Genomic DNA, 14,172 nt, shown 5'->3' with positions numbered 1-14,172 from the left:
GTAACTTAATGTATTTATTCCTTGATTACTGATCTCAAGGGTGTAAGAACAGCGCAAAATTTTTTATCATAATGCTTTCTCAATGCCTGCATTTTGCTATTGTGTCAAACACTGCTTGGCAATTGTATTGAGTGATGTAACCATTTCAACAAGGTAAACAGGCAAAAAAGGATAGTAGACAGTTATCGTATTATCACTAATCAACAGGTCGGTGGTTTTCTCCATCGATAACCTGTTTTTGTGTGATCAAAAAGAAACGGCACTGAGTTCTATGGCAACCAGCTACAAATTTTGACAGCTAAAACAATGGATAATGTAAGGGGAACCCCATGAGTCGAGCCCCAGTAAATAAAGATGAACAAAACCGGCTTGCGGCGTTGAGTGAGTATGGTATCAATTGCCCATTGTCTGATTCTGGTTTTAATAATCTGACTAACCTGGCGGCAAATGTTTTTAATGTTCCTATCGTATTAGTTTCTCTTCTGGAAGGAGAGCGTCAGCTCATTGCGGTCGGCACAGGGGTTTCAACTTGTGAGACGCCACGTGAAATTTCATTTTGTACCCATACGATCCTCAGAAAAAGGATTATGGTTATTTCTGATGCTCGCAAAGATTCCCGTTTTAAAAATAGTCCTCTAGTGATCGGAAAACCCCACATCAGGTTCTATGCTGGGATTCCGCTGCGAACGTCCACTGGTTATGCTATTGGTGCGCTTAGCATTATCGACCAGAAACCGCGAACATCGTTCAGTGCAAGAGATGCTCATAACTTGCAGGATTTGGCTGCATTAGTTATGGATAAGTTGGAAATGCGGCGGCTTCAATTGGCTAGGATGGATAGTCAGATACGTTTTGAACATATCGCAAAAACATCACCAGACACCGTTTTATGTGTTGATGAGAAAGGGATTATCACCTTCTGGAATGAATCGGCTGAAAAAATGCTGGAATATACCAGAGAACAGATAGTTGGCCAGCACATCAGCACAGTGGTACCTGATATGTTTGTGGTTCAGCTTCATCATCTTTCTATGGACAGCACGGCGCAGCTCAAAGGCGGTAGCATTAAACGTGAAGCCCGGACCATGAGTGGTGCGCTACTTCCGATCGAAATTTCCGTGTCTATGTGGAAAGAGAATAATACTGCCAGTTACTGCGCCATTTTGCGAGATGCGATGGAGCGTCGGCGTTATGAAGAACGGTTATTTCTTCAAGCTCATCGTGATCCGCTCACAGGGCTTGCCAACCGGACGTTACTGACATCGACTTTAGAGCAAGTAGTGAAGGTCGGTTCCTCCGTGTGCGTGATGATAATCGATCTGGATGGTTTTAAATATATTAACGATAGTTTGGGCCACCCCAGCGGGGATGAAATTCTTATCAGTGTAGCAAAAAAGTTGCAGGCCAGTGTCCGTAGCGATGATCTTGTGGCGCGTATGGGCGGAGATGAATTTGCTTTGCTGCTGCCTCGACTTGATGATCCCCGACTGGCAGCAAATATTGCTGAACGGATTATCTATGATATTTCTCAGGCTATTATTATCGAGGATAAGCAGATCAATACCAGTGCCAGCATTGGCTTGGTCATGCACCCGTCCAACGGAGTATCGGTGCAGGATCTGTTAACCAGTGCTGATTTGGCGTTATACCAGGCTAAGGCAGAGGGGCGTAACTGTTACCGTTTCTTCACTCGTGAGTTAAGGGAAGTTTTTCAAGCCAAGCATGCTTTCCAACTGGAATTTATTCGTGCGTATGAACAGAGTGAATTTGAGGTATTTTATCAACCGCAGGTCAGCCTGATTGATAATCGGATTGTTGGCGCTGAGGCGCTGCTACGCTGGCGACATCCTTATAAAGGATTACTGAGTCCTGCTGCTTTCATTGCAGCATTGGAACGAGGTCCATGGGCCGAGCGTGTTGGTGACTGGGTTTTACAAACAGCTTGCTGGCAGGCTGCGGATTGGCGCAATGCCGGTGCCAAAGATTTTCGTATCAGTGTTAATCTGTTTGCTGCTCAGTTCCGTTCTGGAATGCTGGCACAAAATATAAAGTCGGTACTATCCCTCACTGGATTGCCCCCGGACGCTTTGGAGCTTGAAATCACCGAAAATATCATTCTTCGACATGATGAAAATATGTTGCAGCTTTTAAACGAGCTTCGTGACGAAGGCGTTGGTATCGCATTTGATGATTATGGTACCGGATATGCCTCGTTAAGTATGTTGAAAAATTATCCGGTAACTCGGCTCAAAATTGACCAGACTTTTGTTTTTGCCATGTGTGATTCTCCCCCTGATGCGGCAATCGTTCGCGCTATTCTTTACCTTGGCAAAAGTTTTGGTCTGAATGTTATTGCTGAAGGCGTTGAAACGCAGGAACAGTATGAGCGATTAAGAAATAAAGGGTGTGAACAGGCTCAGGGATATCTGTTTGGGCGTCCTGTACCTGCTGTTGAGTTTGAGAAATTACTTGGATTAGGTAAGGAATCTAACACAGTGTAATTGATGGCCACAGCGGAAAGGCACTGTCTTAAAATCAACCATTTTTTGGTAGAGTGATGATTTTTAATCAGTTGCCTTTTTGCTTAATGAAGGGGCGCTTTTTGAGCAACCCAATTAAAAAATAACCAGAACGTACTTGCAAATAATGTTTATATCCGCATTAAAAATCATATCGCTCCTTACTACTATCCCGGCATTTATTGATTCTTTTTTGGCTTCCATATGGTTTTGTACAAAGTGGCAGTAAGTGTATTGCATGGGAAAGATAAATGTATTTGTGCCTAAAAAATTCCTCCTTTTTGCCTGAGGTGGTAGAGGAGAATGTAAAGTTATGTGTATTTAGTAACTGAAACGTTAAGAATGCTTGAAAACATTACGGCAGACCATACGATATCAATGTTTCAGACACCATTCTGGTGTTGTTTTCATTGAGTGAGGGAATCAGATCCATATGATGCGTATTGCGCTTTTCCTTATCACCAACCTGGCGGTGATGTTGGTATTCGGGTTAGTGCTCAGCCTGACAGGAATTCAGTCCAGCAGTGTACAAGGATTAGTGATCATGTCCGGACTGTTTGGTTTTGGCGGCGCTTTTGTTTCACTGTTGATGTCGAAATGGATGGCATTGCGTTCAGTCGGTGGTGAAGTGATTGAACAACCACGTAATGAAACAGAACGCTGGCTGCTTACCACCGTTAGAGAACTATCACAGCAAGTAGGCATTACTATGCCGCAGGTTGCTGTTTACCATTCTCCTGATATCAATGCTTTTGCCACGGGTGCTCGCCGTGATGCTTCTTTGGTCGCTGTCAGCAGTGGCCTGTTGCAGAATATGAACCGTGATGAGGCTCAAGCAGTTATCGCCCATGAAATCAGTCATGTTGCCAATGGGGATATGGTTACCATGACGTTGATTCAGGGAGTAGTTAACACCTTTGTCATCTTTATCTCACGGCTTCTTGCCCAAGTGGTTTCTGGTTTCCTTTCAGGTAACAGAGATGATGGTGAGGAAGGCAGTGGTGGAAATCCACTGGTTTATTTTGCGGTCGCGACGGTCTTGGAACTGCTATTTGGCATTTTGGCCAGTATTATCACGATGTGGTTTTCCCGTTATCGTGAATTTCATGCCGATGCCGGTTCAGCCACGTTAGTAGGTCGGGAAAAAATGATTGCTGCTTTACAGCGTCTGAAAACCAGTTACGAGCCACAAGAAGATAGCAGTATGATGGCGTTTTGTATTAATGGTAAGTCTAAATCATTTAGTGAACTGTTTATGTCTCATCCGCCACTGGATAAGCGCATCGAAGCACTTCGTAATGGCTCATACCTGAAATAACTAACGTCTTCTCTAGTTTGTCGATAAAGGCTCCGAATGGGGCCTTTTTTTTTGAAAAACAGGGATAATGACAACACTGTCTATTTTCCAGTACTGGATAAAATAATCTTGCCTCAAATCAAACAGTGAGTGAAAACATCTGAAATATTTCATAAAATAAAACCACGATCACGGAAAAGTGAAACGATGTTTCTAAAATATCAATATTACAGGTGAACTGTTTGAGCTACGTTGCAACATAGTTCTCAGACGACATCAGATTCTTCATGATAAGCGCTAAGGATTTACAGATGGCTAAAGGTAATAAGCTTCCTTTCACGTTTCATACCTACCAGGATCCAGTAACTGGTACTGACGTTGTACGTCTCACTCCTCCCGATGTCATCTGTCACCGCAATTATTTTTATCAGAAATGTTTCAGTAATGATGGAAGTAACTTGTTATTTGGTGGCGCTTTTGACGGTTCGTGGAACTATTATTTACTGGATCTTAAAAAACAACAGGCAACACAGCTAACAGAAGGGACGGGTGATAATACGTTTGGAGGATTTCTATCACCGAAAGATGATGCACTCTATTACGTAAAAAAGACACGTAACTTGATGCGCGTGGATCTGGAAACACTGGAAGAATCGACCATTTATCAGGTTCCGGATGATTGGGTTGGATACGGTACTTGGGTGGCTAATTCTGATTGTAGCAAGATGGTGGGGATTGAAATTAAAAAAGAGGACTGGAAACCGCTTACTGATTGGAAAAAGTTTCAGGAGTTCTATTTCACTAATCCATGTTGCCGCTTGATTTGTGTAGACCTACAGACGGGTAAGGCAAAAACCATTCTTAAAGAAAACCAATGGCTTGGACATCCAATCTATCGCCCTGGCGATGATAATACCGTTGCCTTCTGCCATGAGGGACCGCATGATCTGGTCGATGCCCGTATGTGGTTCATTAATGAGGACGGTAGCAACATGCGGAAGGTGAAAGAGCATGCACCGGGTGAAAGTTGTACTCATGAATTCTGGGTTCCAGATGGTTCCGCCCTTGTTTATGTCTCTTATATGAAAGGCAGTACGAATCGTTTTATCTGTAGTATTGACCCCGTAACATTAGAAAACCGGCAATTGATGGAAATGCCAGCCTGTTCACACTTGATGAGTAACTATGACGGTACGTTAATGGTGGGTGATGGCTCCAATGCGCCAGTAGATGTGAAGGACGATGGTGGTTATAAGATTGAAAATGATCCTTTCTTGTATGTATTTAATATGAAAACGGGTAAACAACATCGGGTCGCTCAACATAACACCTCCTGGGACGTTCTGGAGGGAGATCGCCAAGTAACCCATCCGCATCCATCTTTTACACCGGATAATAAACAAATTTTGTTTACATCTGATATGGATGGTATGCCAGCATTATATCTGGCGAAAGTGCCGGACTCTGTCTGGCAATAATGCTTCAAGAAACCACGTGCAATCAGGCGTGGTTTCTAGCTTTTTGATGTTAGGTAAATATCAGAGAGGCAACGCTTATAACCAACAACTTATTGAGAGTGTCGATTATAGATGATTGTTCCATTGCCATACTCAAAGTGTTCCCTTTATACTAAAACCATTGTTCTATTTTTTTTAAAACAAAAAAACTGAGTAGGGTAACCACCAAAATGGCTATTGCAGATTTAGATAAACAACCCGATTCCGTGTCGTCTGTCTTGAAGGTTTTTGGTATCTTGCAGGCGTTAGGCGAAGAACGTGAAATTGGTATCACTGAGCTTTCACAGCGTGTCATGATGTCTAAAAGTACAGTTTATCGTTTCCTACAAACGATGAAGTCTTTAGGCTATGTTGCTCAGGAAGGTGAGTCGGAAAAATACTCGCTTACGCTAAAATTGTTTGAACTAGGAGCGAAGGCACTACAAAACGTCGATTTGATCCGCAGCGCTGATATTCAGATGAGGGAACTTTCTGCACTCACGCGGGAAACTATTCATTTGGGGGCGTTGGATGAAGACAGTATCGTCTATATCCATAAAATCGACTCTATGTATAACTTGCGGATGTATTCGCGTATTGGCCGCCGTAATCCATTACACAGTACTGCAATTGGTAAGGTTTTACTGGCTTGGCGTGACCGTGAGGAAGTAAAAGAAATCCTGAAACTGGTAGAGTTCAAACGCAGTACACCGCGTACGCTTTGCAGTGCTGAGGAGCTGTTACCTCAGCTTGACCTGGTCCACAGCCAAGGGTATGGCGAGGATAATGAAGAGCAGGAAGAAGGGTTGCGTTGTATTGCTGTTCCTGTCTTTGACCGTTTTGGCGTGGTTATCGCGGGTTTGAGCGTATCGTTTCCCACTATCCGCTTTTCTGAGGACAATAAGCAGGAGTATGTAGCGATGCTGCATACCGCCGCTCGCAATATTTCTGAACAGATGGGATATCACGATTACCCATTCTGAATCTGGGTTTGACTTAGATTAGCCTGTCTTGGTGACAGGCTTTTTACTGCCATTAAAAAACGATCATATATCGCAGCATATCTATCTGTAATTGTATGGACAGCATAATTCGGGGTCGAATTTACCCGAGACTCGGTGCTACAGTATTCGTTTTAATCAGCCAATGTTAATAGGGTTCGACATGAGTGAAGTAGCTTCAAGCTCGTTAGGGGGTATTTTTGTTGTTTTGGTCATGTTGTTGATTATGTTCATCTGGTTTTTTATTAATCGGATCAGTGTTCGAGCTAATGAACAAATCAGACTGCTACAGGAAATCGTGGAACAACAGAAGCTGCAATCTGATCTGTTGCAGACATTGGTGACGGCTGTGGGCAGAGATCAAGGTAATACTCCGTCGGATTCAGAGTATAACGCTGATGAAGATATTTATTTCAAAGATGTGATCCCGGAACGTTGATATGGGACGCTGAGGGTGGGTTATAGAGCATTACTATCCCTAATTTTCATACAAACCCAGCGCAAAGTAGAACGATGACATGTCAGTTAAAACATACAGGCGCTTTCTTAAGTAGAATCCCGAGAACTGGCATTCTGACCTGATTGATTAGAGGATGTATCTTATGGGGTGCTCTTGTATCTGATGATGAATGAAATGGAGTCTGTTAGAGATAAGCATGAATAATTGCCTGTTATGGCAGTATATTTGCCCATAGTAGGTGGAATGCGTCTCTGCATGATGCTACTCTACGCCGTCGAGTTACGGGGTGAGTTTACTGGTTGCTTCAAACCAATTAGACGAGCCATAGTAATCTCTTGGATTAACCGTTTGGGACATATTTAACAATTGTGGGTTAAATAAAGTTCTCACTCACTGAAATAAAACACAATTATCTTTTGTATGTGATCTTGCGTGTGGGTCACCACTGCAAATAAGGGAATTATCATGCCTGTTATTACACTTCCTGATGGTAGTCAACGCCATTATGACCGCTCAGTTTCTCCTCTTGATGTTGCCATGGATATTGGTCCAGGTCTGGCGAAAGCTTGTATCGCTGGCCGAGTAAATGGCGAATTGATCGATGCAACCGATCCGATTGAATCGGATGTCGAACTGGCAATCATCACCGCTAAAGATGACGCCGGTCTAGAGATTATCCGTCACTCCTGTGCGCATTTGTTAGGCCATGCTATTAAACAATTATGGCCAGACACCAAAATGGCGATCGGTCCGGTGATTGATCATGGTTTTTACTATGATATCGATTTGGATCACATGCTGACTCAGGAAGATATTGACCTGCTTGAAAAGCGTATGCATGAGCTGGCCAGCAAAGATTACGATGTCATCAAGAAAAAAGTGAGCTGGCAGGAAGCGCGCGATACATTTATGACCCGCGGAGAAGTCTATAAGGTCGCTATCCTTGATGAAAATATCAGCCATGACGACCATCCTGGTCTGTATCATCATGAAGAATATATCGATATGTGCCGTGGTCCGCATGTACCGAATATGCGGTTTTGTCACCATTTCAAATTACAGAAAACGTCAGGTGCTTACTGGCGGGGTGATAGCAAAAATAAAATGCTGCAACGTATTTATGGCACCGCATGGGCGGATAAAAAGCAGTTAAGTGCTTATTTGCAACGTATGGAAGAAGCCGCCAAGCGTGATCACCGTAAAATCGGTAAACAGCTTGATTTGTACCACATGCAGGAAGAAGCGCCAGGCATGGTATTCTGGCATAACGATGGCTGGACAATTTTCCGTGAGCTTGAAGCCTTTGTTCGTATGAAGCTCAAAGAGTACCAGTATCAGGAAGTAAAAGGCCCGTTTATGATGGATCGTGTCCTGTGGGAAAAAACGGGGCATTGGGAAAATTATGCAGAACACATGTTTACGACGTCTTCTGAGAACCGTGAATATTGCATTAAACCGATGAACTGCCCAGGACATGTGCAAATTTTTAATCAGGGTCTCAAATCTTATCGTGATTTGCCGTTGCGTATGGCCGAATTTGGTAGTTGTCACCGTAATGAACCATCAGGTTCGCTGCATGGTTTAATGCGGGTTCGCGGTTTCACGCAGGATGACGCGCATATTTTCTGTACTGAAGATCAGGTTCGTAGTGAAGTAAATAGCTGTATAAAAATGGTTTATGACATGTACAGCACTTTTGGTTTTGAAAAGATTGTAGTGAAACTTTCTACTCGTCCTGAGAAACGTATTGGTACTGATGAGATGTGGACCCGTGCTGAAGATGATTTAGCCGCAGCGTTGGCGGAAAATAGCATTCCGTTTGAGTTCCAGCCGGGAGAGGGGGCGTTTTACGGTCCAAAGATCGAATTCACTCTGCATGATTGTTTGGATCGTGCCTGGCAGTGTGGTACGGTGCAGCTCGACTTTTCATTACCTGGACGTTTGAATGCTTCTTATGTCGGAGAAAGTAATGAACGTCAGGTACCAGTAATGATTCACCGGGCTATACTGGGATCTATGGAGCGATTTATCGGTATTCTTACAGAAGAATACGCAGGCTTTTTCCCAACATGGTTAGCTCCGGTACAGGTGGTGATTATGAATATCACCGACAATCAGTCTGATTATGTCAGCGAATTAACCAGAAAACTGCAGGAAGCAGGAATTCGCGTCAAAGCAGACTTGAGAAATGAGAAGATAGGCTTTAAAATCCGCGAGCACACTTTGCGGCGTGTTCCTTATATGCTTGTCTGCGGCGACAAAGAAGTTGAAGCAGGTAAAGTTGCAGTCCGTACTCGTCGTGGTAAGGATTTGGGGAGCCTGGATGTCCGTGAAGTGATCAGTAAGCTGCAGGAAGAGATTCGCAGCCGTAGTCTTCATCAATTGGAGGAATAAAGTATTAAAGGCGGAAAACGAGTTCAACCGGCGCGTCCTAATCGCATCAACAGAGAAATTCGCGCACACGAGGTACGTCTAACGGGTATTGATGGCGAACAGCTTGGTATTGTCAGCCTGAATGAAGCGTTAGAAAAAGCCGAGGAAGCAGGTGTCGATTTAGTAGAAATCAGTCCGAACGCCGAGCCGCCGGTTTGCCGAATCATGGATTACGGCAAGTTCCTCTATGAGAAGAGTAAGGCCACTAAAGAGCAGAAGAAGAAGCAAAAAGTTATTCAGGTCAAGGAAATCAAATTCCGACCTGGTACCGATGATGGCGACTATCAGGTCAAACTACGCAACCTGATTCGCTTTCTGGAAGATGGTGATAAAGCCAAAATAACACTACGTTTTCGTGGACGTGAAATGGCACACCAACAGATTGGTATCGAAATGCTTAATCGCGTTCGTGACGATCTGAGTGAACTGGCAGTTGTTGAGTCCTTCCCGACGAAGATCGAGGGCCGCCAGATGATTATGGTGCTTGCACCGAAGAAGAAACAGTAAGGCATTCAAGTAACATATCCGCGCTACTTTTATGTGGCGCGTTTTGTTCGCCTTATCTGGTTCGTTGTTAATTAACAATGCGAAGTGGAAATAATAATGCCAAAGATTAAAACAGTACGTGGCGCCGCGAAACGCTTCAAAAAAACCGCTAATGGTGGTTTTAAGCGTAAGCATGCTAACCTGCGTCATATTCTGACCAAAAAGGCGACTAAACGTAAACGTCATCTGCGTCCGAAAGGTCTGGTCTCCAAAGGAGATTTGGGCTTGGTCGTTGCGTGCCTACCTTACGCATAAGTAACTTTTTTTAATTCAGAATAAGACATTAGGAGAGAGCATATGGCTCGCGTAAAACGTGGTGTAGTTGCCCGTGCACGTCACAAGAAAGTATTGAAACAAGCGAAAGGTTACTATGGTGCCCGTTCGCGTGTTTATCGTGTTGCCTTCCAGGCAGTAATCAAAGCTGGTCAGTATGCTTACCGTGACCGTCGTCAGCGTAAACGTCAGTTCCGTCAGCTGTGGATTGCACGTATCAATGCAGCAGCCCGTCAGAATGGTTTGTCTTACAGTAAGTTCATCAATGGCTTGAAAAAAGCCTCTGTTGAAATTGACCGTAAGATTTTGGCTGATATCGCCGTATTCGACAAAATTGCCTTTAGTGCATTGGTCGAAAAAGCGAAATTAGCACTGGTGTAAGCCAGCTAAAAGAGGGAGCTTGTCTCCCTCTTTTCCGTTTTATGATAAATCGTATTGATGAATGAATTTATATTTTCCGTCTTTCGAAAACGAAGAAAATGTGTTTATATTCTCAACAAGTTAGACGATGACAAGGTAACGCAAGTATGCAAACTGCTATTTTCCGTTTCTTTTTTTTCTTTAGCGCCTGAATCCCAGGGGCTTTGCGCGTAAGAAAAGAAACAAAAAGTAGCGCTTAAGCCTCCTCTGTGGAGGCTTTTTTATTTGATCCCGGAAATGTATTTAATGGCAGGATCATCGTTGTTACATGCGCACTGATAACCATACTTTTCCAATTATGATCATTGGACATACAGGCAGAAGAAGAGGAATGCAATGCCACATCTCGCAGAGCTGGTTGCCAAAGCCAGAACAGCCATAGAAGAGACTCAAGATATCACTACACTGGAAAATGTGCGTGTTGAATATCTGGGTAAAAAAGGTCACTTAACCCTTCAGATGACCTCGCTGCGCGAGCTGCCTGCTGAAGAACGTCCCGCCGCGGGTGCGGTAATCAATCAGGCAAAGCAGGATGTTCAGGAAGCGCTGAATACCCGCAAACAAGCACTGGAATCAGCTGAAATGAATGCTCGCCTGGCCGCAGAAACAATAGATGTTTCTCTGCCAGGGAGAACCATGGAAAACGGGGGGCTACATCCGATAACCCGTACCATTGACCGGATTGAAACTTTTTTCGGCGAACTGGGATTTTCAGTGGCATCAGGTCCGGAAATTGAAGATGACTATCATAACTTTGATGCGTTGAATATTCCCGGTCATCATCCTGCACGCGCCGATCATGACACATTCTGGTTTGATGCCGGGCGCTTGTTGCGTACACAGACTTCAGGCGTGCAAATTCGTACAATGGAAAAACAGCAGCCGCCGATTCGCATTATTGCGCCAGGCCGTGTTTATCGTAACGACTATGATCAAACGCACACGCCGATGTTCCATCAGATGGAAGGGTTGATTATTGACAAAAATATCAACTTTACCAATCTGAAAGGGACGCTGCATGATTTTCTGCGCAACTTCTTTGAGGAAGATTTACAGGTCCGTTTTCGTCCTTCCTATTTCCCTTTTACAGAGCCTTCAGCTGAAGTGGATGTAATGGGTAAAAATGGTAAATGGCTCGAAGTTTTGGGATGCGGCATGGTGCATCCGAATGTGCTACGTAATGTGGGGGTCGACCCAGAAGTTTACTCTGGTTTTGCATTCGGCATGGGTATGGAACGCCTGACGATGTTGCGTTATGGCGTCACCGACTTACGTGCATTCTTTGAAAACGATTTACGCTTCCTCAAACAGTTTAAATAAGGCGGATACATCATCATGAAATTCAGTGAACTCTGGTTACGCGAATGGGTTAATCCAGCAATCAGCAGCGATGCCTTATCTGAACAAATTACTATGGCGGGTCTTGAAGTCGATGGCGTTGAAGCTGTTGCTGGCGCCTTCCATGGTGTTGTTGTTGGGGAAGTGATGGAGTGCGCACAGCACCCTAATGCGGATAAGTTGCGTGTAACAAAGGTTAATGTTGGAGGTGAACGCCTGCTGAATATCGTTTGTGGCGCACCGAATTGTCGTCAGGGCTTGAAAGTTGCAGTCGCAACCGTGGGGGCTGTTCTTCCCGGCGATTTTAAAATCAAAGCGGCAAAATTGCGTGGTGAACCTTCGGAAGGGATGTTGTGTTCATTTTCGGAGTTGGCTATTACCGATGATCACAGTGGCATCATTGAGTTACCACTGGATGCCCCAGTAGGTAGCGATATCCGTGACTATTTAGCGCTCAATGACCACACTATCGAAATCAGTGTGACACCGAACCGTGCGGATTGCCTGGGCATCCTGGGGGTCGCACGTGATGTGGCTGTATTGAATGCGTTGGCGTTGACTGAACCGGAAATTGCACCGGTTGATGTCGTTATTCAGGATACGTTTCCGATTAGCGTTGAGGCGACTCAAGCTTGTCCGCGTTATCTGGGCCGGGTAGTGAAGGGCATTAATATTAAGGCGACAACACCGCTGTGGATGAGTGAAAAACTGCGGCGCTGCGGTATTCGTTCTATCGATCCGGTGGTGGATGTTACCAACTATGTCTTGTTGGAACTGGGACAACCCATGCATGCCTTCGATCTGAGCCGTCTGGAAGGTGGTATTGTCGTGCGTATGGCCAAAGATGGCGAAGTTCTGCGCCTGTTGGATGGTAGTGATGCCACATTGAACAGTGACACACTGGTGATTGCGGACCACCAAAAGGCTCTGGCTATAGGTGGAATTTTCGGTGGGGAACACTCGGGTGTAAATGAGGACACACAGGATGTGTTGCTGGAGTGTGCTTACTTCAACCCGCTGTCTATCACTGGTCGTGCCCGTCGTTATGGTCTGCACACGGATGCGTCCCATCGCTATGAGCGTGGTGTTGACCCGGCCTTGCAACATAAGGCTATCGAACGTGCTACCCGTTTACTTTTGGATATCTGTGGCGGCAATGCCGGGCCGGTCATTGATGTTACTAGCGAAAAAGACTTACCTGTTCGAGCCACCATTGAACTGCGCCGAGAAAAGCTGGATCGGCTGATTGGTCATCATATTGCCGATGAAAAAGTCAGCACTATCCTGAGCCATCTGGGCTGTCAGGTAACGAAAACCAATGCTGGATGGCAGGCGGTAGCACCAAGTTGGCGTTTCGATATGGAAATCGAAGAGGACCTGGTGGAAGAGGTCGCACGCATATATGGCTATGATAATATTCCCAATGTGGCGACGCTGGCACCACTGACAATGACTCAGCATCGTGAAGCGGATTTGTCGCTCAAACGAGTGAAAACCATGTTGGTTGACCGTGGATTCCAAGAAGCAATTACTTACAGTTTTGTTGATCCCAAAATTCAGTCTCTGGTTCATCCAGATGAAGAGGCTTTGATTCTGCCTAGTCCGATTTCGGTTGAAATGTCCGCGATGAGACTCTCACTGTGGAGCGGTTTACTGGAAGCGATAGTCTATAATCAGAACCGTCAGCAAAGCCGTCTACGTCTGTTTGAAAGCGGTTTACGCTTTGTTCCGGATCAAAGTGCAGACCTGGGCATTCGTCAGGATATGATGTTGGCAGGGGTGATTACTGGAACGCGGTATGAAGAGCACTGGGATCTGACCCGTCAGGCTGTTGATTTCTATGATTTGAAAGGTGATCTGGAAGCTATTCTGGCATTGACAGGTAAGCAGTCAGCCATTGAATTTCGTGCTGAGGCGAACCCGGCATTACATCCAGGGCAAAGTGCTGCAATTTATTTAGGTGAAGAACGCATTGGTTTTATTGGTGTCATTCATCCTGAGCTGGAACGTAAACTGGATCTGAATGGGCGTACTGTAGTGTTTGAAGTCTGCTGGGATCGGCTTGCAGACCGCGTGGTGCCTGATGCGAAGGACATTTCACGCTTCCCGTCTAATCGTCGCGACATCGCTGTGGTCGTCTCTGAAAACGTGCTCGCAGGCGATGTTTTAACCGAATGCAAGAAAGTTGGCGCAAATCAGTTAGTTGGCGTAAACTTATTTGACGTGTACCGAGGAAAGGGCGTAGCGGAAGGGTATAAGAGCCTGGCTATTAGCCTGATATTGCAGGATACCTCTCGTACACTGGCAGAAGAGGAAATTGCCGCTACGGTTGCGCAATGTGTGGCGGCATTAAAACAGCGATTCCAAGCATCCTTGAGGGATTGAACCT

At 44.9% G+C, this 14,172-nt stretch carries 12 protein-coding genes and 1 other annotated feature; all 12 genes read left to right on the top strand.

All coding sequences use genetic code 11. The annotated features are described in order from the left end of the window. Positions 1 to 329 precede the first annotated feature (329 nt). The 12 genes from RS889_RS12295 (at position 330) to pheT (ending at position 14,168) form a co-directional block, all read left to right on the top strand. Positions 330 to 2,501, top strand: a complete 2,172-nt coding sequence (locus tag RS889_RS12295; RefSeq protein ID WP_021015805.1) for a sensor domain-containing phosphodiesterase — start codon at positions 330 to 332, stop codon at positions 2,499 to 2,501. Between the two features lie 451 nt (positions 2,502 to 2,952). Beyond that, positions 2,953 to 3,837 (top strand): protease HtpX, encoded by an 885-nt coding sequence (gene htpX, locus RS889_RS12290; protein WP_315707463.1) that lies wholly within the window; start codon positions 2,953 to 2,955, stop codon positions 3,835 to 3,837. 290 nt (positions 3,838 to 4,127) lie between these two features. After that, positions 4,128 to 5,294: an oligogalacturonate lyase gene (gene ogl, locus RS889_RS12285; protein ID WP_021015807.1), complete on the top strand. Its 1,167-nt coding sequence runs from the start codon at positions 4,128 to 4,130 to the stop codon at positions 5,292 to 5,294. Between the two features lie 209 nt (positions 5,295 to 5,503). Beyond that, positions 5,504 to 6,295, top strand: a complete 792-nt coding sequence (gene kdgR / locus RS889_RS12280) for a DNA-binding transcriptional regulator KdgR (RefSeq protein ID WP_021015808.1) — start codon at positions 5,504 to 5,506, stop codon at positions 6,293 to 6,295. A 181-nt stretch (positions 6,296 to 6,476) separates the two neighbouring features. Further along, positions 6,477 to 6,752 (top strand): YebO family protein, encoded by a 276-nt coding sequence (locus RS889_RS12275; protein ID WP_021015809.1) that lies wholly within the window; start codon positions 6,477 to 6,479, stop codon positions 6,750 to 6,752. A 486-nt stretch (positions 6,753 to 7,238) separates the two neighbouring features. Beyond that, on the top strand, positions 7,239 to 9,167 hold the full coding sequence (gene thrS, locus RS889_RS12270) for a threonine--tRNA ligase (RefSeq protein WP_315707462.1): 1,929 nt from the start codon (positions 7,239 to 7,241) through the stop codon (positions 9,165 to 9,167). Between the two features lie 3 nt (positions 9,168 to 9,170). After that, entirely contained in the window at positions 9,171 to 9,713 is a 543-nt protein-coding gene (infC, locus tag RS889_RS12265) for a translation initiation factor IF-3 (protein WP_071790861.1), read from the top strand. 96 nt (positions 9,714 to 9,809) lie between these two features. Then, positions 9,810 to 10,007 (top strand): 50S ribosomal protein L35, encoded by a 198-nt coding sequence (rpmI, locus tag RS889_RS12260; protein WP_021015812.1) that lies wholly within the window; start codon positions 9,810 to 9,812, stop codon positions 10,005 to 10,007. A 42-nt stretch (positions 10,008 to 10,049) separates the two neighbouring features. After that, positions 10,050 to 10,406: a 50S ribosomal protein L20 gene (gene rplT, locus RS889_RS12255; protein WP_021015813.1), complete on the top strand. Its 357-nt coding sequence runs from the start codon at positions 10,050 to 10,052 to the stop codon at positions 10,404 to 10,406. 141 nt (positions 10,407 to 10,547) lie between these two features. After that, positions 10,548 to 10,671, top strand: a sequence feature (Phe leader region). Then, the gene (gene pheM, locus RS889_RS23810; RefSeq protein ID WP_157831396.1) at positions 10,553 to 10,597 is read left to right on the top strand and encodes a pheST operon leader peptide PheM; all 45 of its coding nucleotides are present in this window, start codon (positions 10,553 to 10,555) and stop codon (positions 10,595 to 10,597) included. Its footprint overlaps the feature before it by 45 nt. A gap of 110 nt (positions 10,672 to 10,781) precedes the next feature. Beyond that, positions 10,782 to 11,765, top strand: a complete 984-nt coding sequence (pheS, locus tag RS889_RS12250; protein WP_021015814.1) for a phenylalanine--tRNA ligase subunit alpha — start codon at positions 10,782 to 10,784, stop codon at positions 11,763 to 11,765. Positions 11,766 to 11,780: 15 nt separating this feature from the next. Continuing rightward, positions 11,781 to 14,168 carry a phenylalanine--tRNA ligase subunit beta gene (pheT, locus tag RS889_RS12245; protein ID WP_315707461.1) on the top strand — a complete coding sequence of 796 codons (2,388 nt, stop codon included), beginning with the start codon at positions 11,781 to 11,783 and terminating at the stop codon, positions 14,166 to 14,168. The last annotated feature ends 4 nt before the right edge of the window (positions 14,169 to 14,172 follow it).

Origin of the sequence: Brenneria uluponensis (genome assembly GCF_032395385.1) — a bacterium.
GTDB classification, from domain to species: domain Bacteria; phylum Pseudomonadota; class Gammaproteobacteria; order Enterobacterales; family Enterobacteriaceae; genus Prodigiosinella; species Prodigiosinella aquatilis.
This window is presented reverse-complemented; position numbering and strand designations above follow the sequence as displayed.

What these genes read in the sequence shown, in the direction of transcription:
- RS889_RS12295 (WP_021015805.1), top strand. Translation starts at nt 330, where the DNA reads ATGAGTCGAGCCCCAGTAAATAAAGATGAACAAAACCGGCTTGCGGCG.
- htpX (WP_315707463.1), top strand. Translation starts at nt 2,953, where the DNA reads ATGATGCGTATTGCGCTTTTCCTTATCACCAACCTGGCGGTGATGTTG.
- ogl (WP_021015807.1), top strand. Translation starts at nt 4,128, where the DNA reads ATGGCTAAAGGTAATAAGCTTCCTTTCACGTTTCATACCTACCAGGAT.
- kdgR (WP_021015808.1), top strand. Translation starts at nt 5,504, where the DNA reads ATGGCTATTGCAGATTTAGATAAACAACCCGATTCCGTGTCGTCTGTC.
- RS889_RS12275 (WP_021015809.1), top strand. Translation starts at nt 6,477, where the DNA reads ATGAGTGAAGTAGCTTCAAGCTCGTTAGGGGGTATTTTTGTTGTTTTG.
- thrS (WP_315707462.1), top strand. Translation starts at nt 7,239, where the DNA reads ATGCCTGTTATTACACTTCCTGATGGTAGTCAACGCCATTATGACCGC.
- rpmI (WP_021015812.1), top strand. Translation starts at nt 9,810, where the DNA reads ATGCCAAAGATTAAAACAGTACGTGGCGCCGCGAAACGCTTCAAAAAA.
- rplT (WP_021015813.1), top strand. Translation starts at nt 10,050, where the DNA reads ATGGCTCGCGTAAAACGTGGTGTAGTTGCCCGTGCACGTCACAAGAAA.
- pheS (WP_021015814.1), top strand. Translation starts at nt 10,782, where the DNA reads ATGCCACATCTCGCAGAGCTGGTTGCCAAAGCCAGAACAGCCATAGAA.
- pheT (WP_315707461.1), top strand. Translation starts at nt 11,781, where the DNA reads ATGAAATTCAGTGAACTCTGGTTACGCGAATGGGTTAATCCAGCAATC.